This window comes from Microbacterium sp. ZOR0019, from assembly GCF_000800925.1.
GTDB classification, from domain to species: Bacteria; Actinomycetota; Actinomycetes; order Actinomycetales; family Microbacteriaceae; genus Microbacterium; species Microbacterium aurugineum.
Genome location: NZ_JRKC01000037.1, coordinates 1 through 23532 on the forward strand (window position 1 = coordinate 1; position 23532 = coordinate 23532).

Below are 23532 nucleotides of genomic sequence, written 5' to 3' on the forward strand. Positions count from 1 at the left end.
AGCGCCGGCCACCGCGGCTACCGTCCGGCCGAGGCCGAGACGGGTGCGCCCAAGCAGCGCTGGAGCGCATCCGAGCGCGCGGGCCGCGATGAAGCCCGCGGCATCCGCAACCGCGCCGAGTCCGGGCGTCGCGAGGCCCCGCACCACCGCAACGAGCGCCCCCGCTTCGACGAGCGCTCCGACCGCCCGCGGTACAACGACCGCCCCAGCTCCGGCGGACGGTTCGACGACCGTCCGCGGCGTGACGACCGTGGCGGACAGCGCCCCACCGGTCCCGGAACGTACCGCGACGACCGCGGCGGTGACCGTCCGCGCCGTGACGACCGCGCAGGCACTCAGCGTCAGGGCTTCCGTGACAACGACCACCGCGATGGTGGGCGCCCTGGCCGCGACGACCGCCGCGGTGCCGAGCGTCCCCGGTACAACGGCGACCGTGGCGCCGAGCGTCCCCGGTACGACCGTGACGAGCGTCCGCGCCGTGACGACCGTGGAGCCGAGCGCTCCTATGACGCCGACCGCGCACGCCGCGCCTTCGACCGCGACCGCACGCAGCGTTCGTACGAGGGCGGCCGCGATGAGCGGTCGCGTCCGTCGACCGGTGGCGCCTACCGCACCGAGCGTCCGCGCCCGCTGACCTCGGACACGCGGGGGCGTCCGGCGCGCAATGAGCGTCCGAGCCGCAACGACTGGAACGCCACCGGCCGCCCGGCCTCCACCGGAGCCAAGTTCGCGCCGGGTGACGACGTGGTGCATGAGCGCCTCGAGGCGAAGTCCGTCGCGGCGGTCGAGGTCGACGGTGTGACCTTCGGCGACCTCGGTCTCGGCTCGAACATCGTCGAGACCCTCGCCGGCATGGGCGCGGCCACGCCGTTCCCGATCCAGGCGGCCAGCATCCCGGCCGTGCTCGGCGGTCGCGACGTGCTCGCTCGCGGGCGCACCGGTTCGGGCAAGACCATCGCCTTCGGTGCCCCGCTCGTCGAGCGCGTGCTGCAGTCGCAGGCCGGCAAGCGCCGTGAGTTCGGACGGTCGCCGCGCGCGATCATCCTCGCGCCGACGCGCGAGCTCGCGCTGCAGATCGACCGTACGATCCAGCCCATCGCCCGCAGCGTCGGCCTGTTCACCACGCAGATCTACGGTGGTGTGCCGCAGGGCCGCCAGGTGGGCGCGCTCAAGAAGGGCGTCGACATCGTGATCGGTACGCCCGGTCGTATCGAAGACCTCATCAACCAGGGCAAGCTCGACCTCTCGGACTGCCGCATCGCGGTGCTCGACGAGGCCGATCACATGTGCGAACTCGGATTCGTCGAGCCCGTGCAGCGCATCCTGCGTCACACTGCGGACGGCAGCCAGAAGCTCCTGTTCTCGGCCACGCTCGACCGTGAGGTCGCGGCGCTCGTCGACGAGTTCCTCGTGGACCCCGCCGTGTACGAGGTCGCCGGGGAGGACCAGGACTCCAGCACGATCGAGCACCGGGTGCTCGTGATCGAGCACCGTGACAAGGCCGACATCCTCACGTCGCTCGTCGACCGCGCGGGCAAGACCCTCGTCTTCGCTCGCACCCGTGCCTACGCCGACATGCTGGCCGAGCAGTTCGACGATGCCGGCATCCCCGCGGTCTCGCTGCACGGTGACCTGAACCAGGCGAAGCGCACGCGCAACCTGGAGCGTCTGACCTCGGGCCGCGTGAACGTGCTCGTCGCGACGGACGTCGCCGCCCGCGGCATCCACGTCGACGACATCGACCTGGTCGTGCAGGCCGATGCCCCGGACGAGTACAAGACGTACCTGCACCGTTCGGGTCGTACCGGGCGAGCGGGTCGTTCGGGCCGCGTCGTCACGCTGATCACGCGTCAGCGCCAGCGTCGCATGACCGAGCTGCTCGACCGTGCCGAGATCGACGCGCCGTTCGAGAACGCGCGCCTCGACGACGACATCATCGAGGAGATCGCCGGCCGCGTGCCGACCGCGGCCGACCTGACTGCCTGAGTCGGGGCGGTCGCGAGCCGTGGCCGTTCACAACTCCGCAAAAACACGCCGAAAGGCCCCGGGAACACGGTTTCCGGGGCCTTTCGGCTTCATTCTTCCTGAGTTGTGAACGGCCGAGCGGCGAGAGCGACGGCGGAGTCAGGCCAGCTCGTGCACGTGCACGGTCGAGGTGAGGTTCGTGCCGTTGAGGTCGAGGTAGAGGACGCCCTCGGTCACGGTCAGGGTCATCGTGTTCCGGCGCTCGATCAAGGTGGCCGCGGTGTCGATGAAGCCGGGGTCGAAGCTGTGGACGCGGAGGTCTTCTCGGCGGTGGATGCGCTTGTCCGCCCACGGTGCCATCACTTTGGCGGGGTCGCGGTGGGTGTACACGACGGTGCGCTCGGCGAGTCTGCTGCCGTAGTGAAGTCGTTCGGCGTCGGGCGCACCTATCTCGACCCAGGTGGTGATGAGGCCGGTGAGGTCGCGCACGAGAACGGCGGGCTCCTCGGTCGATGAGATGCTGCCGCCGAACGCGATGCCCTCCGCGAACTCGAGCCCGTAGGCGAGCACGCGGGTGAGCATGTACGCGTCGGTCTCGGACGGATGCCGCGCCACGCGCAGGGAGTAGTCCTCGTAGACGCCGCGATCGGTGTCAGCGAGCTGCACCTCGAATGTGTGGACTGTGGAACCGATCGCCATGATCACCGAGCCTACGCGGGTGGGAGCGGGGGCCCGACCGTGACCCCCGGCGAAGGCGGTCAGCGCGAGGCGTCGACCTTCTCGGGATGCCCGGCCCGCTGCTGGTCGCGGTCGCGGAGCAGCACGATGCCGATGAGTACCAACGATGCTCCGAACGCCGCGGCTCCCAGCAGCGACAGAGTGGTGCCTCCGCCGAGCGGGAGGACAGTTCCGACGACCGCGGCTGCCAGACCGCCGACGAACAACAGGGCCACGAATCCACGGAACATGCGTCCACCGTAGCGCGGGTGCCTCCCTCAGAAGAGCATCGGCTGCGGCGCGGGTGCGGCTGTCCTGGCCGGTGACGGTGTGAACGTCGGGCGGTCGCGCCGGGGATAGTCGTCTTCATGACGGCCGTCGAGCCCGTGCATCCGGATGAGTGGACGCGCGCGCTTGGCGAGCCACTGCCGGTACGGCTTCGGCGCCTCGACGGAGGCCCCCGGATAGAGGCCGCGATACGAGGAGACCAGGTCGGGCCGGTGAGTGTCGAGCCACTGGAAGAACCACGGCTTCACGCCCGGGCGCAGGTGCAGGGCGCCGTAGACGACCCTGCGAGCCCCGGCCTCCTTGATGCGCAGGAGCGCGTTGTCGATTGCCTCGAGTGAGTCGGTCATATGCGGCATGATCGGCATCAGGAAGACGGTGACGCGGAAACCGGCCTCCGTCAGCGCACGCACCGTGTCGAGACGGGCCTGCGTGGTCGGGGTTCCGGGTTCGATCGCCTTCTGCAATTCATCGTCGTACATCGCGATGGACATCTGCACGTCGACGGGCACCCGCTCAGCGGCCTTCACGAGCAGGGGGATGTCGCGGCGGATCAACGTGCCTTTGGTGAGGATCGACATCGGCGTACCCGAGGCGGCGAGCGTCTCGATGATGCCCGGCATGAGCTTGTATCGCCCTTCGGCGCGCTGATACGGATCGGTGTTGGTGCCCAGGGCGACGGTCTCGTGCTCCCAGCTCCCCTTTCGCAACTCCTTCTCGAGCACCTCCACCACGTTGACCTTGACGACGATCTGCGAGTCGAAGTCGGAGCCGCCGTCCAGGTCGAGATACTCGTGCGTGCCGCGGGCGAAGCAGTAGACGCAGGCATGACTGCATCCGCGGTAGGGGTTGATCGTCCAGGCGAAGGGCATCCGGGAGGCACCGGGCACGTGGTTCAGGGCCGACTTCGACAGCACCTCGTGAAACGTCATGCCCGCGAACTCGGGAGTCGTCACCGTGCGCAGCACGTTGCTGCGATCTTCCATCCCCGGCAGCGCTGAGGCATCCACCTCTCCGAGTCTCTGTCCCTGCCACCGCATTCCTCTATTCGAACAGAATAACGAATGCAATGCAAGACACTCTGCGACTTATCTTCGAATGAGACAATGGGGTAATGCCCGTTCTGCCGCACGCTCAGCATGCGGCGCCGCGGTCCCCGATCCGGGGTCCTGCACTGCCGATCGGGGTGGCGGTGACCGCGATCGGCGTGCTGCTGTCCATCGGGTCCCTGCCGTCGGCGTCATCGGACGCCGTCCCCATGCCGGAGCCGGTCGCGGTGCTGCAGGTGCCGACCGTGCAGGTGGGGGCGACGACGGCTGCGGACCCGTGTGCGGACCCGACCGTGCAGCAGGCGGTCGCCGACGGTGACGATGTGGCCACGATCGCGGGCTTCGGGGGTGGACGGGCTTTTCGCGATGCGGTCGTCGCGGGCAACGCTCCCTGCGTCTCGCTCACCGACCCGGCACGTCTCTGGGTCGTGGTGAACAAGTCGCTTCCGCTGGACCCACCCGCGTACGAGCCCTCGGATCTCGCCTCCGTGCCGCTGCAGATGACGACGCCGTCCGGTCGGGTGCGCACCGAGGTGGCCGCTGCCGTCGGCGCGATGGCGGAGGCGGCGGTCAAGGCAGGGGTCGGCCGCATCGGCGCGAACAACGGCTACCGCTCGTACGGACTGCAGGTGTCGACGTACGACTCGCACGTGCGTGCGCAGGGTCAGCAGGGTGCGGATGCAGGGTCGGCCCGCCCGGGGCACAGCGAGCATCAGACGGGTCTGGCCATCGACGTGGTGGCCTGCGGTTCCGGCTGCGGGGGCCTGGACGGGTTCGGCGGGACGGCGCAGAGCGACTGGGTCGCCGCGCACGCCTGGGAGTACGGGTTCATCGTCCGCTACGAACAGGTCGGCACGCCGGTGACCGGTTATGCGCCGGAGCCCTGGCATCTCCGCTACGTCGGCGTCGACCTCGCGGCGGCGTATCACGATGGCGGATATCACGCGCTGGAGGAGTTCTTCGGGCTCCCGGCGGCCCCCGATTACGGGCACTGAATCAAGGCCATCCGCGGTCGTTGCGGCATCCGACAACGGCGATACCCAGTGTCACGATATATGGGATGCATTCTCACAACGTGCTGTCTCACCCGCCTGCGGGGACGTAGAATCTCCGGAGCAACGATGCATGAGACGTTCAGGAGGACGGCATGGAACGCGACATCTACGACGAGGATCACGAGGCATTCCGAGACCTGGTCAAGGACTTCGTCAAGCGCCACGTGACGGGCGAAGCGATCGAGCGGTGGGATGCCGCGGGGGAGATCGACCGGGCCACGATGCTGGCTGCCGGCGAGGCGGGTCTGATCGGATTGTCGGTCCCCGAGGAGTTCGGCGGCGCCGGGATGCTGCAGGACTACCGTTTCCGCACGATCGTCATGGAAGAGGTCATCGCCGCCGGTGCGGGTTCGCTGGCAGGGGCCTTCGGCATCCAGGACGACCTGGCCGTGCCTTACCTCGTGCACATGGGGACCCAGGAGCAGAAGGAGAAGTGGCTGCCGCGCATGGCCACGGGCGAAGTGCTCGGTGCGCTCGCCATGACCGATCCCGGAGCGGGTTCGGATCTGCGCGGCATCAAGACGAACGCCAAGAAGGTCGACGGCGGCTACATCCTCAACGGCGCGAAGACGTTCATCTCCTCGGGCACCACGGCCGACGTCGTCGTGACCTTCGTGAAGACCGGCGAGGGCAACCGTCCCGACGCGTTCAGTCTGCTGCTCGTGGAGAAGGGCATGGAGGGCTTCGACCAGGGGAAGAAGCTCAGCAAGATGGGCTTCCACGGCTGGGACACGGCCGAGCTCAGCTTCACCGACGTGTTCATCCCCGAAGAGAACCTCATCAGCGGCAAGGAGGGTCAGGGCTTCATCCAGCTGATGCTCAACCTGCCGCTCGAGCGTCTCTCGATCGGTGTCGCGGCCGCCGCCGCCGCGCAGGCCGCCCTCGACTGGACCGTCGCCTACACGAAGGACCGCGAGGCGTTCGGCGAGCGCATCGCCGACTTCCAGAACACCCGCTTCCGCCTCGCCGACATGTCGGCGACCACCGATGCGATGTGGGCGTACATCGACCGCGCGCTGCTCGCCTACAAGGACGGCACGCTCACCGCCGAGGACGCCGCCAAGGTCAAGTTCTGGGCGACCGAGCGCGAGTGGGAGGTGCTCGACACGGGCGTGCAGCTGCACGGCGGGTACGGCTACATCATGGAGTACCCGATCGCCCGCGCCTTCACCGATGCTCGGGTGCACCGCATCTACGGCGGCACGAACGAGATCATGCGCGATCTCGTCGGCCGTCAGATCGCCGGCAAGCGCTGACACTTCCTCGCGCGGGATCAAAAACGCACCTCCGGAATGCTCCGGGGGTGCGTTTTTGATCCCGCGAGCGCGGTCGGACCGCGCGAAGCGGGGCAACTTGTATCGACGATCGGCCGAGGATGGGCGGTAGCGCGCGCCGCATCCGGCGTGGGCGCGCGGCAGGAGTCGGCGTGAATCCCCGATCAGAGCGCATATCTTCGCAGCGATGAAGCGCGCGGATCATTCTCCTGACTTGTCTCTTCATGGGATACATGTCCTGCACCATGATCGATACATGTCGGATACGAGATGTCCGACTCGGGGAACGACGAAGTCCCCGTACCCGCTCATCGAAGAGGCCGGAATGTCCACGCTCACCATGCCGCTGCTCGACCGTACGTCGACCGCCCCGATCTGGTTCCAGATCATGCGCGCCATCGAGGGCGAGATCGCGCAGGGGACCTGGGCGCCGGGTGACCGGCTGCCGAGCGAGAGCGCGTTGCGCGACCACTTCTCCGCATCTCGCACCTCCGTTCGCGATGCCCTGTCCCGGCTCGAGAGCGCAGGCATCATCTCCCGTCAGCAGGGCAAGGGCGCATTCGTCGAGCGGGCGCAAGGTCCCTCGGCGTGGACCCTGCCCTCGGCGCCGAGCCTCCTCGGCGAGTACAGCGAGGACGGACGCAGCGCACTGAGCTCCGAGATCCTCCGCGCCGGCATCGAACCCCTCCCGTCCTGGGCGGCGGCGGTCGTCGGCCGTGACTCGCCCGACGGTATGGGATTCGTGCTCGAACGCGTGCGCGCCGTGGGAGCCCGGACCGCCGTGCACGTGATCAACTACCTGCCGTCGCGCTTCGCCGGTGTGCTGCCCGATCTCCGCGACCCGCGCGCGAGCCTCTACGCCGCGATCCGGAACGTGGCAGGGGTCCGCATCGCTCGCATGCACCGCACGATCGAAGCCGTCGCCGCGGACCGAGCGTTGGCGAGTCTGCTCGAGGTCGAGCCCGGGCATCCGATCGTCGTGGTCGAAGCCGTCGCCTACGACCAGGCCGGACAGCCCATCGACTTCTCCCGCGCTTCGGTGCGGACCGACCGCCTGCGCGTCAGCGTCGACACCGGTTTCGACGCCGCAGGCATCTCCACCGAGACCGCATCCGGCCGCTATCCGACCGTCCTGCGCTGACCCCGCACACCCATCGAATTCCCCCGGGAGCCCTGCACATGAGCGAACACCGCATCCTCGTCATCGGCGACAGCTACATGACCGCCGAGATCTTCACCCGCGCGTTCGCGCAGCGGGGCATCGACGTCGACGAGGCGACGATGACGATCACGACGCCGACGTGGGACACGTCTTCGATCCGGGAGTACGAGGGCGACCCGGCGGAGGTCGCACGCCTCGGACGCGGCTACGACATCATCGCCTTCCATGCGGCACCGGTCACCGCTGAGGTGCTCGCTGCACTCCCTGACCTGCGTCTGATCGGCTGCGCTCGCGGAGGACCCGTCAACGTCGATGTCGATGCCGCGCGTGAGCGGGGGGTGCGGGTCACCACGACGCCGGGGAAGAACGCGGATGCCGTGGCCGACCTCACCATCGGCTTCCTGATCTCCCTGGTGCGCAACGTGCCGGCGTCTTTGCGTGACGTCGACGAGCGGGTGGCCGATGGACGCCCGCTCGCCGAGTCGACCTTCGAGGGTGCGCGGTGGTTCGGCCGCGAGGTCAAGGGCCTCCGGCTGGGACTGATCGGCTACGGGAACGTCGCGCGGCTCGTCGCCGCCCGCGCCCGGGCCCTCGGGGCGACCATCACCGCCTACGATCCCTTCGTCGATCCGGATTCGGTGACGGATGCCACGATCGTCTCCGATCTCGACGCGCTGCTCGCTTCCAGCGACGTCGTCAGTGTGCACGCCCGGGCCACGGCGGAGAACCGCCACATGATCGGTGCCGCGCAGCTCGCCCGGATGCCCGAAGGATCGTTCCTCATCAACACGGCCCGGGAGTCCCTCGTCGATGAGGGGGCTCTCCTCGATGCCTTGCGCAGCGGCCGACTCTCCGGTGCCGCGCTCGACGTCAACGAGCCGGACGGGCCCTGGCGCGAGCTCGTCGCCGAGCCCTCTCTCATCCTCACCCCGCACCTCGCCGGGGCCACGAACGAGACCCTCGCCCGCGGCGCCGACATGCTCGCCGCCGAGGTCGAGAGCTTCCTGACGGACGGGAGCCTCCGATGGGAACGATGACCGATGTCTTCCTCGCGATCGATGCGGGCACGGGTTCGGCGCGGGCGCTCGCCTTCGACATCGAAGGGCGCCTCGTCGCGCGCGCCGCTCGTGAATGGACGCACACGGCCGTGCCCGGCCACCCCGGCGGCACCGTCTTCGACACGGAAGGCGGATGGAACGCCATCGCGGACGCCGTCACCGAGGTGGTCGCGCGGCTCGGCGATCGACGCGTCGCCGCCGTCGCCGCGTCGAGCATGCGGGAGGGGTTCGTGCTCTACGACGCCGGGGGACGCGAGCTCTGGGCCTGCCCGAACACCGACGGTCGGGCACGGATCGAGGCCGACGAACTGGTCGCCGAAGGGGTCGCCGACGAGGTGTATCGCACCGCAGGCGACTGGGTGTCGATCACGGCGCCCGCCCGGTTGCGCTGGATCGCCCGGCACCAGCCCGACCTGTTCACGCAGGCCCAGCACCTCGGCATGCTGAGCGACTGGGTCACGACGCGCTTGACGGGCGAGTTCGTGACGGAGCCGACCAGCGGCTCGAGCTCGGCGCTGTTCGATCTCCGCGCGCGGAACTGGTCCGACGAGTTGGCAGGCCTGGTCGGGGTGAACCGTCGCATCCTCCCTCCCGTCGTCGAGTGCGGAGACGTCGTCGGTGCGGTCACGCCCGCCGCCGCTGCCGCGACCGGACTCGCCGTCGGGACCCCGGTCGTCGCGGGAGGCGCTGACACCCAGCTCGCCCTGCACGGCATCGCCGCCAGGGAGGGGGTGCCGACCATCGTCGCCGGAACCTTCTGGCAGACGACCGCCGTCGTGTCCGAACCGCTCATCGATCCGGAGCGTCGACTGCGCACGCTCTGCCATGTCGAGCGCGGCAGCTGGATGGTCGAGGGCATCGGCTTCCTCTCCGGGCTCGCCATGCGGTGGTTCCGCGATGCGATGTGCCCCGATGCCGCAGATCTCGGTCGTGCAGCCGGTACGTCGGCGTTCGCGGTGATGGAGGGCTGGGCCGCCGAGGTGCCCGCGGGCTCGAACGGTGTGGTCGCGACCATGGCGAACGTCATGCAGGCGGACGCCTGGCATCATGCGGCGCCCGCCTTCGTGGGCTTCGACATCAATGACGCCGCGCACTCGTCGCGGGGCGCGTTCATCCGGGCGATCGAGGAATCGGCCGCCATCGTCGCGAACGCCCACCTCGGCATCCTCGCTTCGCTCACCGACGGTCGAGCCCTCGCCGAGGGGACCGTGACCTTCACCGGTGGTTCGAGTGCCGGTGCGCTCTGGCCGCGTGTGATCGCGGGGGTCACCGGACTCGACACCCGGGTGACCCCGGCGCCGGAGGCCACCTCCTACGGGGCGGCACGTCTGGCGGCGCGCGGAGTGGGTGCGGACCTGCCCCCGATGGCTGACCCCGATCGTGTCGAGCACGTCGACCCGCAAGAGCACGAGCGGTATCGCGCCGTGACCGAGCGCTGGCATCGCGTCTACCGGGATGTGCTCTCGATCTCGGGGCCCGACCTGCATCCGCTCTTCACCCCTCCCGGGGCCGCCCGCGCCCCACACGACCTTCCTCCCACCCGACTCTCGCACGCCGGCCACGCCGGCTGACGACCACCAGAAGGAGACACCATGGCAGACCTCGAAGGCAACGCCGCAGCGAAGAAGTTCCACGTCGAGACGCCGGCCGCCCGGTTCACCCAGAACATCCGCGGCGCGGCGAACCTCGACTGGGGCATGCAGAACCGCCTCTCACGCATCCTCGACCCCCAGACCGGACGCACGGTCATGCTGGCGTTCGATCACGGGTACTTCCAAGGGCCGACATCCGGCCTCGAGCGCATCGACCTCAACATCGCACCGCTCGCCGAACACGCCGATGCCGTCATGTGCACCCGCGGCGCCCTGCGCACCTCCGTGCCGCCCGCGACCCGGGCCGGGCTCGTGCTGCGAGCCTCGGGCGGACCGTCGATCCTCAAGGACCTCTCCGACGAGTACACGGCGATGGCGATGGCGGATGCCGTGCGCATCAACGCCGATGCCGTGGCCGTGCAGGTCTTCGTCGGAGGCGAGCACGAGAGCCGCAGCATCCGCAACCTGACGACGCTCGTCGACGACGGGTACGCGGCCGGTGTGCCCGTGCTCGGTGTGACCGCGGTCGGCAAGGAGCTGGTGCGCGACGCCCGCTACCTGGGCCTCGCCACCCGCATCATCGCCGAGCTGGGAGCGCAGCTCGTCAAGACCTACTACTGCGAGGAGGGATTCGAGGACGTCGTCGCCGGTTGCCCGGTCCCGGTGATCATGGCGGGCGGGAAGAAGCTGCCCGAGCTCGAAGCCCTCACGATGGCCTCGAACGCGGTGCGTGCGGGGGCCGCCGGTGTCGACATGGGGCGCAACATCTTCCAGAGCGCCGACCCCGCGGCCATGATGCTCGCCGTCCGTGCCGTCGTCCACGACGACGTCGATCCCGCGGATGCCCACGAGCTGTTCCGCGAGGCGACCGAGACACGGGTGCCCGCATGAGCGCCGAGGTGCTGCGGGCCGCGGAGGCCGACCTGCGTTTCGGCGACTGGGGGCCCGGCTACCTGGCGCAGGACGAGGACGCCGCGTTCGGCGTGGTCGTGCTCCGTCCGGGAGACGTGTTCGCCAACCATCTTCACGAACACCACACCGAGTCGTTCGTGGTTCTCGAAGGACGTGCGGAGATCTGGCTCGACCGTCGCACCCGTCGCGTCGTCGAAGCCGGAGACGTGCTGCGGGCCGCACCGCACGAGGAGCACCTCGTGCGGAACCCGTTCGACGAGGTCTTCCGCGCCGTGTTCGTGAAGACGCCGTGGATCGACGGCGACAAGGTCGATCGACCCTGGACCCCTGCCGCACCACCGACCGTCTGACTTTTCCTCCCCCACCCGAAGAACATCGAAAGGACAGCACCATGAGTGTGCAAAGACGCTCCTCATCATCCGCTCGCCTCACTCGGCGCGCTCTGCCCGTCATCGCTCTGGCATCCACGTTGGGCCTCGTGCTCGCCGGATGCGCCGGCGACTCCGGCGGCTCCTCCGGCGACGGCGGCGACAAGACCCTCAAGGTCCTGATCGCCGCCCCGCAGGAAGGCGCGGGCAAGATCCTCGAGGCCGACTTCGAGGCCGAGACCGGCGTCGAGATCGAGGTCGAGGTCGTGCCCTACGACCAGATCCAGACCAAGGCGATCCTGGACGCCCAGTCCGGGACGAACAACTACGACGTCATCCAGTACTGGTACACGTCGGTCGGCGCGCTCGCCGATGCCGGTGCGCTCGCCGACATCACCGACTGGGTCGATTCCGACGAGGACATCGATTCCTCCGACTTCATCGAGGCGATCTTCGGGCCGTACACGCAGTACGAGGGCGCGACCTACGGGCTGCCGATCGACGGCGACACGCACGTGCTGTTCTACAACAAGGCGATCTTCGAGCGGAACGGCGTCGAGGTCCCGACCACGTGGGACGAGTACGTCGAGGTCTCGAAGAAGATCACGGATGCCGAGAAGGCGAACGGCGTGTACGGCAATGCGCTGCTCGGCTCCAAGAGCGCCTTCAACATCGGCTCGACGTTCTTCAACCGTCTCGCCACGATGTCGCCCGATCCGATCGACCCGCAGATGCCGCAGCTCGACACGGAGTACGCGGTCGCGGCCGCGCAGTCGATGCTCGATGCAGCGCCGTCGGCGTTGCCCAGTCCGCTGGAGATCGGCTTCGAGCAGGCCCTCCCGCAGTTCCTCTCCGGCTCCGTCGGCATGATCGAGTTCTGGACCGATCTGGGCGTCTTCGCGCAGGACCCCGAGCAGTCGAAGATCGTCGACGGCTGGGGCGTCGCGCCCCTCCCCGTCGGACCGGAGGGCAAGGTCTCCGGAGCCCTGAACGCGGGGTGGGCGATGGGCATCAGCCCCAATGCCGGCGACGAGGACCTGGCCAAGCAGTTCGTGGCCTTCGCATCGTCGAAGGAGACCAACGAGAAGCTCATCACCACGACGGGCTCCGGCGTCGACCCGACCCGCACCTCCACTCTGGAGAGCGCGAAGTACATCGAGTTCGCCCCTGAAGTGTCGGCCGTCGCGGCGCAGGTGCTTCCCAACGCGCAGTCGTGGCCGACCTCGCCGCAGGCGCCGGAGATGATCCAGTCGTTGAGCGACAACCTGGCGCTCATGCTGCAGGGCGGCCTGACCGCCGAACAGGCGATGCAGCAGACCTGGGACTCCTGGCAGTCCTTGGCCGACTGACCTCTCGTCGAACCCGGAAAGGACCGCTCATGTCGCAACCCGTCGCAAGCCGTCGCGTCGTCCGACGCGGGTCGTGGACGGGGCGCGCCCTGCTCGCGCCCGCCGTCATCGCGATCGTGATCATCGCGATCTACCCGCTCGCGTACATCATCGCTGCCTCCTTCTCGGAGTCGTCGCTGGGGCGGCCGTTCTCGGAGTGGGTCGGGTTCGACAACTTCGCGGCGATGCTGGGGGACGGGGTCACCATCCCGTCCCTCGGCAGGTCGCTCCTGTTCGCCATCCCGTCCGCGGTCATCGCGCTCGTCGCGGGTCTCGCGGTGGCACTCTCGCTCGATGCGGCCGTCAAGGGCGGTCGAATCATCCGGGTGCTCCTGCTGCTCCCGCTGATGACACCGCCCGTCATGGCGGGCGTCATCTGGAAGCTCATGCTCGCGCCCACCGGTGGCCTGCTGAACAACATCGGGCAGTCGTTCGCCCCCGGGTCGGATCCGTTCCTGTTCCTCGGTTCGAGCCCTGCCGCGATGATCTCCGTCATCTTCGTGGATGCGTGGCAGTGGACGCCGTTCTGCGTCCTCCTGGTCTTCGCGGCGCTGCAGACGCTCCCGACGGAGGTCTACGAGGCATCGCAGGTCGACGGCGCCGGTGTGTGGCAGACATTCTGGCGCATCACCTTCCCCCTGGTGCTTCCGAGCCTGATCACGGTGCTGCTGCTGAAGCTCGTGGTCTCCTTCAAGGTGTTCGACCTCGTCTTCATCATGACCAGCGGCGGACCGGGCTTCGACACCACCGTCAGCAGCTTCGAGATCTACCGCACCGGCCTGCAGACGTTCGACGTGGGAGCGGCGGCGGCGCAGACCATCGCCTTCCTCGTGCTCGTCACCATCGTCATCCTGCCGCTCAACGCCGTGCGACAGCGCCTGCACAAGGAGAGCTGATCATGTCCCTCACGCTCCGCGTCCCCGCCCGCACCGAGGAGAGCGCGACGCAAACCCTCGTCGTCCCCGACGCGCGTCGTCGTCGTCGTCCGAAGGTCCGCACCTCGAGCACGTCGCGTCCGGGGCGTCCGTCCGTCGTGGTCACCGCCGTCAAGTGGGTCGTGATCGTCGTCTCGATCTCTCTGGCCCTGTTGCCCGTGCTCTACATGGTCGGAATGTCCTTCAAGAGCCCGGACGACATCCTGTCGACGCGAATCCTCCCCTCTCGCCTCGCCGTCGAGAACTGGGTCGCCGCGTTCGAGAACTGGCCGATCCTGACGTACCTCCGGAACTCGTTCGGCGCCGCGATCGTGGCGGTCCTGGTGGCGCTCCTGGTCTCGATCCCCGCGAACTACGCGATGGCTCGACTCCGCGTCGGAGGGAAGCAGGCTCTCGGGCTCATCGTCTCGGCCTACGTCGCTCCGCCGGTCGTGGCGATCATCCCGCTCTTCGTGCTGGTGCGCTCTGCGGGACTGATGGACTCCGTGCTGGGCCTCGGCATCGTCGAGGGACTGTTGCTCACGCCGGTGGCCGTCTGGTTGCTCGACGGTTTCTTCCGCGCCATCCCCTTCGAGGTCGACGAGGCGGCTCAGATCGACGGCTGTGGCCCGCTCCGCGCACTCTGGTCCGTCATCCTGCCGCTCACCGCACCGGGGATCGTCGCCGTCTCGATCATCGTCTTCATCCTCGCGTACAACGACTTCCTGATCCCGCTGCTGCTGACCCAGAGCATCGACTCCCAGACGCTCCCGGTCGGGATCGCCCTGATGCAGGGCGGCCGTGAGGTGATGTTCGGGCAGATGGCCGCGGCGAGCCTGTCCGGCCTGATCCCGATCTACCTGTTGGCGCTGTTCCTGCAGAAGTGGCTCGTGGGCGGTCTCACTCAGGGCAGCGTGAAGTAACTCGCCGCGTTGCAGCGTCGCCGCGTCGCCGCGTGTGCGGGATCAAAAACGCACCTCCGGGATGCTCTGGGGGTGCGTTTTTGATCCCGCACGCGCGGTCGGACCGTGGACAAGGCCGCCGTCGCCGGGTTGAATCGAGGGCATGACGACCTCGCTCCTGGAGATCCTGGATGAGCACGTCGCGCGCGGCACGGCACCGGGGATCATCGGCGTGCTCGGCGCCCCCGACGGGTCTACCGAGATCGTCACGGCCGGTGATCTCCCGGCGGATGCGATCGTGCGCATCCAGTCCATGACGAAGCCGATCCTCGCCGTTGCGGCACTGCGTCTCGTGCAGGGCGGGCGCCTCCGACTCGACGATCCCGTGGAGCGCTGGCTGCCGGAGCTCGCCGACCGCCGGGTGCTGCGCACGCCGGACGCGCCGATCGACGATGTCCGTCCGGCGACGACGCCCATCACGTTGCGCCATCTGCTCACCAACACCTCCGGGTACGGCGTGCAGGTCGTGCCGTCTCCGCTGGCGATGGCGATGATCGGGAACAGGACGGCCGCGGGGCAGGAGCCGGTGGCGATGGGCGCTCCGGAGTGGATCGACGCGCTGGCCGCACTTCCGCTCGCGTTCGAACCCGGCTCCGGATGGCGCTACCACCACTCCTTCGGCATCCTCGGGGTGCTCCTCTCCCGCGTGGTCGACGGGTCGCTGGAGGCGCACCTTCGGCGGGACCTCTTCGAGCCGTTGGGCATGGTCGACACCGGGTACACGGTTCCGCTCGAGCAGGCCCACCGGCTGCCCGCTGCGAACCGGCACACGGAGGGCGGACTGGTCGAGGTCGAGCCTGCGGGTGGGGGTTTCTCGGTCGCGCCGGCGCCCTTCGACCTCAGTCACTCCGAACTCGTGTCGACCGCTGCCGACCATGCGGCCTTCGCGCGGATGCTGGCGACCGGGGGACGGCATGACGGAAAGGTCGTCCTCGACCCCGAACTGCTGGCGGAGATGCGCACGGACCAGGTGCCTGCGAGCGCGAAGACCGACGACAGCTTCTTCCCGGGGTTCTGGGACGGCACGGGGTGGGGTTTCGGCGTCGCGATGCAGACCTCCGGGGCGAACGCCGGTCGCTACGGATGGTCAGGCGGGCAGGGGACGGACTTCTGGATCCACCCCGACGGTTCGTTCGGCATCGTGCTGAGCCAGGTCGAGATGGGCCCGGAGGTCATGGGCTTGTTCCGAGACGTCCAGCGGGTCGCTGACCCCGCGTGCGGGATCGAAAACGCCCCTGCGGGAAGCACTTGAGGCGCGTTTTTGATCCCGCACGCCGGCCGCGCACGGGATTCAGCGCTTCCAGTAGCCGCAGAAGCTGACCGCGTTCTTGTCGACCCCGCGTTCGCCGACGAGGTGCTTGCGGACCCCGGAGGCCAGCGCCTGCTCCCCCGCCGCATACGCGTGGAACGGAGCGGCGGGTAGCGCCGTACGGCCGAGCGTCTCGAGAGCCAGAACCCCGGGAGCCGTGTCGTGCGGACGCACGAGCCAGACGATCTCGATCCCTGGAGGATGCGGGAACGGCAGGGCGTCCTCGTCGGACGGCACTTCGACGATCACGGTGCCGACGGCGTCCTCCGCCAGCGATGCGCTGATCGAGGCGATCGCGGGGAGGGCGGTCTCATCGCCGACGAGGAGGACGCGTTCGGTGCCGCGCTGCGGGTTGAAGGTGAGCCCCTCGTCGATGATCAGCACGTGCTCGCCAGGCTGGCAGGTCTCGGCCCAGTGCGATGCCGGGCCGGCCGTGGCCTCTGCCGCCGATCCGTGCAGCACGAAGTCCACATCGATCTCCGCACCGGTGTCCGCCGTGGCCGCGCGGTAGGCGCGCACGCTGTAGTTCCGCATCACGGGGCGCTCGTCGTCGGGGATGCGCAGGAACTTCAGGTAGCCGAAGATCTTGTTGGCCTTGGCGGGCACGCGGTCGAGTCCCGCGTCGCCGCCGATCGGCAGGAACAGCCGGAACCACTGATCGAACCCCATCGGGCGGAACTTCTCGATCTCACCATCGCCGAGCGTCACCCGGGACCAGTGCGCCGATAGCCGTTGCGTGCGCAGCACCGTGAGGTGGATGAGTCCGGCGTTCTCGGGCTTGACCATCTTGCTGTATGCCATGGGCGCCTTTCAGGGAAGCTGCCAGGGGAAGAACGCCACGAAGAGCGCGGCGGAGACCAGCAGCATCGCCGCGGTGAAGACGGTGTCCCGTGTGCGGAACGGCACCAGGTGTCGCTCCGTGCGGGTGGGGTGCGCGCCGAAGGCCCGCGAGTCCATCGCCAGGGCCACGCGTTCGGCGTGCCGGATCGCGCCGGCGAGCAGCGGAACGATGTAACCCCAGCCGCGGGCGATGCGGGCGAAGGGTCCGCGTCCGCCGTGGTAGCCGCGCACCCGGTGGGCCGCCCGGATGACGGCGAGCTCGTGTCCGAACCGTGGCACGAAACGGAAGGCTGCGAGCGCCGTATACCCGATCCGGTACGGGACCCTCAGCTGCTGCACGCCGGCACGGACGAGGTCGGGGCCGCTGGTGGTGAGGCCGCCGACGAGGGCGAGGGAGACGATGGCGCCCAGACGCAGGGCCGTGGCGAAGCCGAGCAGCAGGGCACCGCTGTAGAGCGTCCAGTCGCCGATGCGCACGACGGGGGTGGTGTCGGAGACGATTGCGGTGTCGACCCAGACCGAGAAGCCGATACCGATCAGCAGCATCCCGGCGGGGAGGGCGAGCAGCAGGAGGGCCAGGAGGCGTCCGGTCAGCCGCGCGCCGAGCAGGATCAGGGCATATGCGAGCAGGAGGAACGCGGCCGGGGTGGCGAGGTCGCGGACGAACACGAGCAGCAGCATCGCGGGCGCGAACCCGGCCACCTTGGCGAGCGGGTTCAGGGCGTAGAGGAACTGCCGCGGGGAGGACGCCGTCATCCGGGCGTAGGGGTCGAAACCCGGACCGGTGGCGGCCGCGGTGCCGGGGACCACGCGGTCCGTGGCTTCGGCGCTCACGGGTGCACCCCGAGCCCGGCAGACGAAAGGACACGCTGCAGAGCGGGGAGGCGGAGCCCCGCATCGGCGAGCAGCCGCTCATCCCGGAACAGTGTCGACGTCGGGCCGCTCGCTCGCACCCGCCCGCCCGCGAGCACCACGACGTGGGAGGCGTGTTCCGCCACGAGCTGCAGATCGTGCGTGACGATCACGATGGTGGTGCCCTCGGTGCGCAGCTCCTGCAGCAGGTCGAGGAGCTCGGCCGCCCTGGCACGGTCCTGGCCGAAGGTGGGCTCGTCCAGAGCGAGGACCCGCGGCCGGGTGATCAGTGCGGTGCCCACCGACAGGCGCCGCTTCTCGCCGCCGGAGAGCAGGAACGGATGCACGTCCGCCTTGTGCGCGAGCCCGAAGCGCGTGAGCATGTCGTCGACCCGCGCGGTGATCTCGGCGTCCGGAACCTGGCGCAGTCGCAGGCCGTGAGCCAGCTCGTCGAACACCGTGTGCGCGATGAACTGGTGCTCCGGGTTCTGGAACACGAATCCGACGCGTGCGGCGAGGTCGCGTGGTGAGGCGACGCCCGGGTCGATGCCGTCGACCGTGACCTGGCCTCGGGGCGGCGGCACGACGCCGGCGAGCGCCTGGATCAGCGTGGTCTTACCCGCTCCGTTCGCCCCGACGATCGCCGTGAGGCTCCCCGTCTCCAGAGCGAGATCGATCCCGTGCAGGATCTCGGTGCGCCGTTTCTTGACGGAGAGCCCGCGCGCGCGGATTATCGCCTGGCCGGTCTGTGCGCGTGCATCGCGGTCCTCTTCACGCGGTGCGGGGATGGCCGCCGCCGTCGCGGGGGAGTGCGGTGCCTCCTGGGCGAGCGCGTCAGCGAGCTCGTGCGGTGCGAGGGGGAGCGGATCGAGTCTTCGGCCCTCGTCCCGCAGCCGGAGTGCGGCGAGCGTGGCTCCCGGAAGCCACACGCCCATCGACACGAGTTCGTCGGCGTGCTCGCGGATGATCTCCGCCGCGGGGCCGTCGAAGACGACCGTCCCTTCGCGGTCGAGCACCAGCGTGCGGGTGACGAAGTCCATCGCCGCATCGAGGTTGTGCTCGACGAGGAGGATCGCTCGGTCACCGGCGGCGACGACATCCGACAGCGCCGTGTATACGTCGTCGATGCCCAGCGGGTCGAGGTTGGCGGTCGGTTCGTCGAGCACGATCAGCGGGGAACCCATCGCGAGGGCGCAGGCGATCGCGAGTCGCTGCCTCCCTCCACCCGAGAGGTGATCGGGGTTCTCATCGCGGCGATCCCAGAGCCCGACGCGCCGCAGAGCCGCTTCGACCCTGTCGCGGACGACGTCGACGTCGAGGAGCAGGTTCTCGGGTCCGAACGCGACCTCGTCGTAGACCGTGCCCGTGACGATCTGCGTGTCCGGATCCTGGAACACCATCGCCACCTGCGTGCTGAGTGTCGCGGTCTCTGCGCTCGCCGAGTCGATGCCACCGGCCTCGACCGTGCCGACCATGCTCGCGGGCAGCGCATGCGGGATCAGACCGTTGAGCGCGAGGGTCAGTGTCGACTTGCCGGATCCGGACGGTCCGAGCAGCAGGACCACTTCGCCGGGGTGGATGTCGAACGTGACGTCACGGGGGGAGGGGTGCGCGGCATCGGCGTGGGTGAGGGAGAGGTCACGCACGCGGAGCAGAGGCGCGGATGGGCGCACGGCGGGGTCCCGGGTCGTCGGATCGTGGACTTCTAACTTAGCTGAGCCTTACCTGATCCGCCATCGAGCGGGGGCGACGCAGTGCGCCGGATCGAGCCCCGTCAGCGTCGGGCGACTCCGGCCCGGCGCAGCGCCGAACCGATGGCGAGCCCGATCGCGGTCCAGGCGACCGGGCCCAGCACCGAGATCGCGAGGTACAGGATCTGCGCCCACAGCGGCATGACCGAGAGATGGGCGGCGAAGAACACGACGACCGCCACGAAGATCCCGATGATCGCGGCCGAGAGGAAGAAGCGCCACGGACCCCAGGAGCGGTAGCGCGTGAGCGCAGCCACTCCTTCCTGGATCAGGCCGAACAGCAGGGCCGTGCCGATGAACCGCAGGGCCCAGGCCGGGTTGAAGGCGCTCGCGATCAGCGCTGCGAACACATGCGTGATCAGGGCGACGAGGGGAAGGCGCAGCACCTCCTGGGCGATGATCCCCGGGAGCACGTGCGAGCCGAGCACGAGGCCGTAGAGGAACAGCAGGGGGCTCGCCAGCAGGACCGGCGTCACCCATCCGGCGATGCCCGCGAGGATGCCCGTCGCGACGCCGATCGCTGCGCAGACGAGCAGGACGCGAGTCGTCAGGACGGAGGTGCGGGCCACGTCTCCAGCTTACTGTCGACCTATCGGGAGCCCTGCCGTGCAAAATCCTGGCGTATCGGCGAAGCCGGATTCGACCATCGACCAGTTCTGTCTCCGGAGGTGAGGAGCGGGGCTATGTTGGCCGCGGTGCAGCAACGCGGCTGCATCGTGATCATCGGGAGCACCACATGGGTCGAACACCCCTCCGGATGGCAGCAGCCACCACCCTGGCGACGCTGTTCATCGCATCCACGGCAACCACCGGTTTCGCGGCGACCGAGGAGGTGACGCACCCCGTTCCGGTCGCCGGCACCCCAGGGCACTACATCGTGGTCATGAAAGCAGACCCCCTCGCCACCTACGAGGGCGACGTCAAGGGCCTGAAGGCGACGAAACCCGCCGAGGGTGAGCAGCTCGAGACCCAGTCGCAGGACTCGCAGCGGTACGTCAAGCACCTCGAATCCGAGCAGACCGACCTCGTCAGCGACATCGGCGTCACCCCGGACACGACCTACCAGGTCGTGCTCAACGGGTTCAGCGCCGACCTCAGCGGCGAACAGGTCGATGCGCTCCGTGCGTCGAAGGACGTGCTGGGCGTGTACCCCGATGAGATCCGTCACCCGGATGCGCAGACGTCGACCGACTTCCTCGGGCTCGGCGACGACCGCAAGGGCCGTGGCGGCGTGTGGCAGCAGACCGGAGGCGTAGACAAGGCCGGAGAAGGCGTCGTGGTGGGTGTGATCGACACCGGCATCGCCCCGGAGCACCCCTCGTTCGACGGCAAGAAGCTCAAGAAGCAGAAGAAGCAGCACGACCGGCACAAGGGCAAGCAGCCCTACACCGACGGGAAGTACGTCTACTTCGACAAGTCCGACGGCGGCCAGTTCCAGTCCGCGATGGTCGAAGCCCAGGACTGGGACAAGCGCGACTACTCCTCCAAGCTGATCGGCGGCCAGTACTTCTACGCCGGAGCCGAGGCCGCCGGCTTCGACTTCCAGTACGACTACCTCTCGCCGCGTGACGGCGACGGTCACGGATCCCACACCGCGAGCACCGCGGCGGGCAACTTCAAGGTCAAGGCCTCCATCGAGGATGTCGACTTCGGCACGGTGTCCGGCGTCGCGCCGGGCGCGAAGGTCGCCGCCTACAAGGCCTGCTACGTCGGTCCCGACCCTGCGGTCACCACGGATGACATCTGCGCCCTCAGCGACCTCGTCGCCGCGATCGACCAGGCCGTCGCCGACGGTGTCGACGTGATCAACTACTCGATCGGCGGCGGTGCCGCCAGCACCGTGATGGCTCCCGAGGACCTCGCGTTCTTCAACGCCGCGGCCGCGGGTGTCTTCGTCGCGACCAGCGCCGGCAACGACGGTCCGGACCCGGTCACCGCCGACCACGCCTCGCCCTGGTACACGACGGTCGCCGCCTCCACCATCCCCACCTGGGAGGGCACCGTGCAGTTCGACGGGTTCGAGCAGGCCGGAGCGTCGGTGAGCGTGCCGTTCGGCGAGAGTGTCACCGGCCCGTCCATCGCAGCGGTCGACGCCGGGGCGGCAGGAGCGGTCGACGCGCAGCTCTGCCTGCCCGGCACCCTCGACCCGGCCAAGGTCGCCGGACACATCGTCGTGTGCGACCGCGGCAGCAACGCACGTGCCGAGAAGTCGCAGGTCGTGAAGGACGCAGGCGGTATCGGCATGGTTCTCGTGAACGTGCCCGGTGGAGCGGACTCGCTCGACAACGACTTCCACGCCGTGCCGACCGTCCACCTCAACGCCGAGTACCGCGAAGCCGTGCTCGCGTACGTGCAGGGCGGCGTCGATCGGCCGATCACGCTGGTCGGTGAGAACACGACGGGCGTGACCACCCCCACGCCGCAGATCGCGGGCTTCTCGAGCCGCGGACCGATGCTCGCCGACGGCAGTGATGTGCTGAAGCCGGACGTGGCGGCCCCCGGTGTCGCGATCCTCGCGGCGACGAACAACGCCCCCGGAGAGAAGCCGACCTTTGGCATCCTGTCCGGCACGTCGATGGCCTCACCGCACGTGGCCGGCCTCGGAGCGCTCTACCTCGGTGAGCACCCGAAGGCGACGCCGGCGGAGATCCGTTCGGCGATGATGACGACCGCCTATGACACCGTCCTGCCCGACGGATCGAAGAACACGAACCCGTTCGAACAGGGCGCGGGACAGGTCGACGCGACGCGGTACCTGAACCCGGGTCTGCTCTACCTCAACGGAGTGAAGGACTGGGCGGCGTTCCTCGACGGGAAGGGCCTGTCGGACTTCCCCGGCATCGATCCCATCGACGGCAGCGACCTGAACCAGGCATCGATCTCGATCGGCTCGCTGGCCAGCGCGCAGACCGTCACCCGGTCGGTCACATCGACCCAGAAGGGGACGTTCACCGCGAAGGCCTCGGTCCCGGGAGTGCACGTCAAGGTCACGCCCTCGCAGTTGACCTTCGACAAGCCGGGGCAGACGAAGACCTTCACGGTCACGTTCGACAACACCGACGCTCCGGTGGAGCAGTGGGCCACCGGCACGCTGACCTGGACGAGCAAGAAGAACACGGTGCGTTCCCCGATCGCGGTGTTCCCGGTGACGGCGGACGCTCCGGCCGAGGTCACGGGTACCGGAGCGGACGGCAGTACGGCGGTCGAGATCACCCCCGGTCTCGACGGCGACCTGGCGCTGGACCTCTCGGGCCTCACCGCCTTCGACCTGCTCAGCGACCCGGACAACCCGGTCGAGGGGCACTCGGGCGACGAGAACTCCGGTGACGCGAACAAGGACGTGGCGTGGATCGTCGATGTACCGGAGGGGACCACCCTCTCGCGGTTCGACCTCGACTCTTCGGACGACGACGGCAGCGACCTGGACCTCACCGTGTACCGCGTGGTGAGCCCGGACGACCTGCGGTACTACGAGCGGTGGCAGTCGGCGACCGGTTCGGCGGACGAGCAGGTCACGCTCCCCGCACCGACCGCCGGGACCTACCTCGTGGTCGCGAACATGTACTCGACGACGGGTCCGATGACGTGGGACATGACCTACGCCAACGTGCAGCCCGGCGGAGACGGCGCGTTCGCCGCGACCCCGAACCCGATCGCCGCCGTTCGCGGCGAGAAGACGAGCTACGAGCTCAGCTGGACGGGCCTCACGGCCGGTACCCGGTACCTGGGGCTGGTCCGCTACGGCGACTCCGAGGTCCGCACCGTGGTGACGGTCACCGTCCCGGCGGGTGAAGCGCCTGACGCCGAGGTCCCGCCGACCGAAGCGCCCGAGACGGACGCTCCGGAGACGGAGGCTCCGCCGACGGAGGCCCCCGAGACGGACGCGCCGCCGACGGAGGCGCCCGAGACGGAGGCTCCGCCGACGGCCAAGCCGGAGTAGCCCCCACAGCACAGCGCCCCGCGGTCTCCCTTCCGCGGGGCGCTGTGTGCGTCCGGGCCTCGGTTCGGCGGCGCCTTGCAGCGTCGACTGAATCATGATTCAGTCGACTCGAACAGTCGCATCCGGTGGGGAGACGATC

At 69.1% G+C, this 23532-nt stretch carries 20 protein-coding genes; 13 read left to right on the plus strand and 7 right to left on the minus strand.

Features of this window, described 5'->3' with window-relative positions:
• Nucleotides 1-1986: DEAD/DEAH box helicase (locus tag L978_RS08640; protein ID WP_047522388.1), on the plus strand; the 1986-nt coding region annotated here is incomplete at its 5' end.
• Between the two features lie 138 nt (nucleotides 1987-2124).
• Here the strand turns inward: L978_RS08640 and L978_RS08645 are convergent.
• The 3 genes from L978_RS08645 to L978_RS08655 are packed head-to-tail and all read right to left on the minus strand — an operon-like array spanning nucleotide 2125 to nucleotide 4007.
• Nucleotides 2125-2664 carry a YaeQ family protein gene (locus tag L978_RS08645; RefSeq protein ID WP_047522390.1) on the minus strand — a complete coding sequence of 180 codons (540 nt, stop codon included), beginning with the start codon at nucleotides 2662-2664 and terminating at the stop codon, nucleotides 2125-2127.
• A 59-nt stretch (nucleotides 2665-2723) separates the two neighbouring features.
• Nucleotides 2724-2933: a hypothetical protein gene (locus L978_RS08650; RefSeq protein WP_047522392.1), complete on the minus strand. Its 210-nt coding sequence runs from the start codon at nucleotides 2931-2933 to the stop codon at nucleotides 2724-2726.
• Nucleotides 2934-2960: 27 nt separating this feature from the next.
• The gene (locus L978_RS08655) at nucleotides 2961-4007 is read right to left on the minus strand and encodes an Rv2578c family radical SAM protein (protein WP_047522394.1); all 1047 of its coding nucleotides are present in this window, start codon (nucleotides 4005-4007) and stop codon (nucleotides 2961-2963) included.
• Between the two features lie 74 nt (nucleotides 4008-4081).
• On the opposite strand from L978_RS08655, the gene L978_RS08660 reads away from it, so the two are divergent.
• The 11 genes from L978_RS08660 to L978_RS08710 all read left to right on the plus strand — a co-directional run bounded on the left by L978_RS08660 (nucleotide 4082) and on the right by L978_RS08710 (nucleotide 15953).
• A complete protein-coding gene (locus L978_RS08660) occupies nucleotides 4082-5011 on the plus strand; it encodes a M15 family metallopeptidase (RefSeq protein WP_047522396.1) in 930 nt (309 codons plus the stop codon).
• A gap of 152 nt (nucleotides 5012-5163) precedes the next feature.
• Nucleotides 5164-6327 carry an acyl-CoA dehydrogenase family protein gene (locus L978_RS08665; protein WP_047522398.1) on the plus strand — a complete coding sequence of 388 codons (1164 nt, stop codon included), beginning with the start codon at nucleotides 5164-5166 and terminating at the stop codon, nucleotides 6325-6327.
• A gap of 343 nt (nucleotides 6328-6670) precedes the next feature.
• On the plus strand, nucleotides 6671-7486 hold the full coding sequence (locus tag L978_RS08670) for a GntR family transcriptional regulator (RefSeq protein WP_047522400.1): 816 nt from the start codon (nucleotides 6671-6673) through the stop codon (nucleotides 7484-7486).
• 38 nt (nucleotides 7487-7524) lie between these two features.
• Complete coding sequence (locus tag L978_RS08675; RefSeq protein WP_047522402.1) at nucleotides 7525-8544, plus strand: NAD(P)-dependent oxidoreductase; 1020 nt, start codon at nucleotides 7525-7527, stop codon at nucleotides 8542-8544.
• The gene (locus L978_RS08680) at nucleotides 8541-10136 is read left to right on the plus strand and encodes an FGGY family carbohydrate kinase (RefSeq protein WP_197055636.1); all 1596 of its coding nucleotides are present in this window, start codon (nucleotides 8541-8543) and stop codon (nucleotides 10134-10136) included. The genes L978_RS08675 and L978_RS08680 overlap by 4 nt, the downstream gene beginning before the upstream one ends.
• Before the next feature lie 21 nt (nucleotides 10137-10157).
• Nucleotides 10158-11048: a 3-hydroxy-5-phosphonooxypentane-2,4-dione thiolase gene (gene lsrF / locus L978_RS08685; RefSeq protein ID WP_047522404.1), complete on the plus strand. Its 891-nt coding sequence runs from the start codon at nucleotides 10158-10160 to the stop codon at nucleotides 11046-11048.
• Nucleotides 11045-11419, plus strand: a complete 375-nt coding sequence (locus L978_RS08690) for a cupin domain-containing protein (protein ID WP_047522407.1) — start codon at nucleotides 11045-11047, stop codon at nucleotides 11417-11419. The genes lsrF and L978_RS08690 overlap by 4 nt, the downstream gene beginning before the upstream one ends.
• 41 nt (nucleotides 11420-11460) lie before the next feature.
• A complete protein-coding gene (locus tag L978_RS08695) occupies nucleotides 11461-12786 on the plus strand; it encodes an ABC transporter substrate-binding protein (protein WP_047522409.1) in 1326 nt (441 codons plus the stop codon).
• Nucleotides 12787-12815: 29 nt separating this feature from the next.
• The gene (locus tag L978_RS08700) at nucleotides 12816-13721 is read left to right on the plus strand and encodes a carbohydrate ABC transporter permease (protein WP_047522411.1); all 906 of its coding nucleotides are present in this window, start codon (nucleotides 12816-12818) and stop codon (nucleotides 13719-13721) included.
• A gap of 2 nt (nucleotides 13722-13723) precedes the next feature.
• Nucleotides 13724-14662, plus strand: coding sequence for a carbohydrate ABC transporter permease (locus L978_RS08705; protein ID WP_052193445.1), 939 nt, complete (start codon nucleotides 13724-13726; stop codon nucleotides 14660-14662).
• Between the two features lie 142 nt (nucleotides 14663-14804).
• Entirely contained in the window at nucleotides 14805-15953 is a 1149-nt protein-coding gene (locus L978_RS08710) for a serine hydrolase domain-containing protein (protein WP_052193446.1), read from the plus strand.
• 39 nt (nucleotides 15954-15992) lie between these two features.
• Here L978_RS08710 and L978_RS08715 read toward each other — a convergent pair whose 3' ends face one another.
• The 4 genes from L978_RS08715 to L978_RS08730 form a co-directional block, all read right to left on the minus strand.
• Nucleotides 15993-16811: a siderophore-interacting protein gene (locus L978_RS08715; protein ID WP_047522413.1), complete on the minus strand. Its 819-nt coding sequence runs from the start codon at nucleotides 16809-16811 to the stop codon at nucleotides 15993-15995.
• 9 nt (nucleotides 16812-16820) lie between these two features.
• Nucleotides 16821-17606 carry an energy-coupling factor transporter transmembrane component T gene (locus tag L978_RS08720; RefSeq protein WP_047522470.1) on the minus strand — a complete coding sequence of 262 codons (786 nt, stop codon included), beginning with the start codon at nucleotides 17604-17606 and terminating at the stop codon, nucleotides 16821-16823.
• A 74-nt stretch (nucleotides 17607-17680) separates the two neighbouring features.
• Nucleotides 17681-19375: an ABC transporter ATP-binding protein gene (locus tag L978_RS08725; RefSeq protein ID WP_047522415.1), complete on the minus strand. Its 1695-nt coding sequence runs from the start codon at nucleotides 19373-19375 to the stop codon at nucleotides 17681-17683.
• A 101-nt stretch (nucleotides 19376-19476) separates the two neighbouring features.
• Nucleotides 19477-20022 carry an ECF transporter S component gene (locus L978_RS08730; RefSeq protein WP_047522418.1) on the minus strand — a complete coding sequence of 182 codons (546 nt, stop codon included), beginning with the start codon at nucleotides 20020-20022 and terminating at the stop codon, nucleotides 19477-19479.
• Nucleotides 20023-20210: 188 nt separating this feature from the next.
• On the opposite strand from L978_RS08730, the gene L978_RS08735 reads away from it, so the two are divergent.
• Nucleotides 20211-23393 (plus strand): S8 family peptidase, encoded by a 3183-nt coding sequence (locus L978_RS08735; protein ID WP_052193447.1) that lies wholly within the window; start codon nucleotides 20211-20213, stop codon nucleotides 23391-23393.
• Nucleotides 23394-23532 lie beyond the last annotated feature (139 nt).

What these genes read in the sequence shown, in the direction of transcription:
- L978_RS08690 (WP_047522407.1), top strand. Translation starts at nt 11,045, where the DNA reads ATGAGCGCCGAGGTGCTGCGGGCCGCGGAGGCCGACCTGCGTTTCGGC.
- L978_RS08645 (WP_047522390.1), bottom strand. Translation starts at nt 2,664, where the DNA reads ATGGCGATCGGTTCCACAGTCCACACATTCGAGGTGCAGCTCGCTGAC.
- L978_RS08675 (WP_047522402.1), top strand. Translation starts at nt 7,525, where the DNA reads ATGAGCGAACACCGCATCCTCGTCATCGGCGACAGCTACATGACCGCC.
- L978_RS08655 (WP_047522394.1), bottom strand. Translation starts at nt 4,007, where the DNA reads ATGCGGTGGCAGGGACAGAGACTCGGAGAGGTGGATGCCTCAGCGCTG.
- L978_RS08705 (WP_052193445.1), top strand. Translation starts at nt 13,724, where the DNA reads ATGTCCCTCACGCTCCGCGTCCCCGCCCGCACCGAGGAGAGCGCGACG.
- L978_RS08660 (WP_047522396.1), top strand. Translation starts at nt 4,082, where the DNA reads ATGCCCGTTCTGCCGCACGCTCAGCATGCGGCGCCGCGGTCCCCGATC.
- L978_RS08665 (WP_047522398.1), top strand. Translation starts at nt 5,164, where the DNA reads ATGGAACGCGACATCTACGACGAGGATCACGAGGCATTCCGAGACCTG.
- L978_RS08680 (WP_197055636.1), top strand. Translation starts at nt 8,541, where the DNA reads ATGACCGATGTCTTCCTCGCGATCGATGCGGGCACGGGTTCGGCGCGG.
- L978_RS08720 (WP_047522470.1), bottom strand. Translation starts at nt 17,606, where the DNA reads ATGACGGCGTCCTCCCCGCGGCAGTTCCTCTACGCCCTGAACCCGCTC.
- L978_RS08715 (WP_047522413.1), bottom strand. Translation starts at nt 16,811, where the DNA reads ATGGCATACAGCAAGATGGTCAAGCCCGAGAACGCCGGACTCATCCAC.
- L978_RS08710 (WP_052193446.1), top strand. Translation starts at nt 14,805, where the DNA reads ATGACGACCTCGCTCCTGGAGATCCTGGATGAGCACGTCGCGCGCGGC.
- L978_RS08700 (WP_047522411.1), top strand. Translation starts at nt 12,816, where the DNA reads ATGTCGCAACCCGTCGCAAGCCGTCGCGTCGTCCGACGCGGGTCGTGG.
- L978_RS08695 (WP_047522409.1), top strand. Translation starts at nt 11,461, where the DNA reads ATGAGTGTGCAAAGACGCTCCTCATCATCCGCTCGCCTCACTCGGCGC.
- L978_RS08670 (WP_047522400.1), top strand. Translation starts at nt 6,671, where the DNA reads ATGTCCACGCTCACCATGCCGCTGCTCGACCGTACGTCGACCGCCCCG.
- lsrF (WP_047522404.1), top strand. Translation starts at nt 10,158, where the DNA reads ATGGCAGACCTCGAAGGCAACGCCGCAGCGAAGAAGTTCCACGTCGAG.
- L978_RS08650 (WP_047522392.1), bottom strand. Translation starts at nt 2,933, where the DNA reads ATGTTCCGTGGATTCGTGGCCCTGTTGTTCGTCGGCGGTCTGGCAGCC.
- L978_RS08735 (WP_052193447.1), top strand. Translation starts at nt 20,211, where the DNA reads ATGGCAGCAGCCACCACCCTGGCGACGCTGTTCATCGCATCCACGGCA.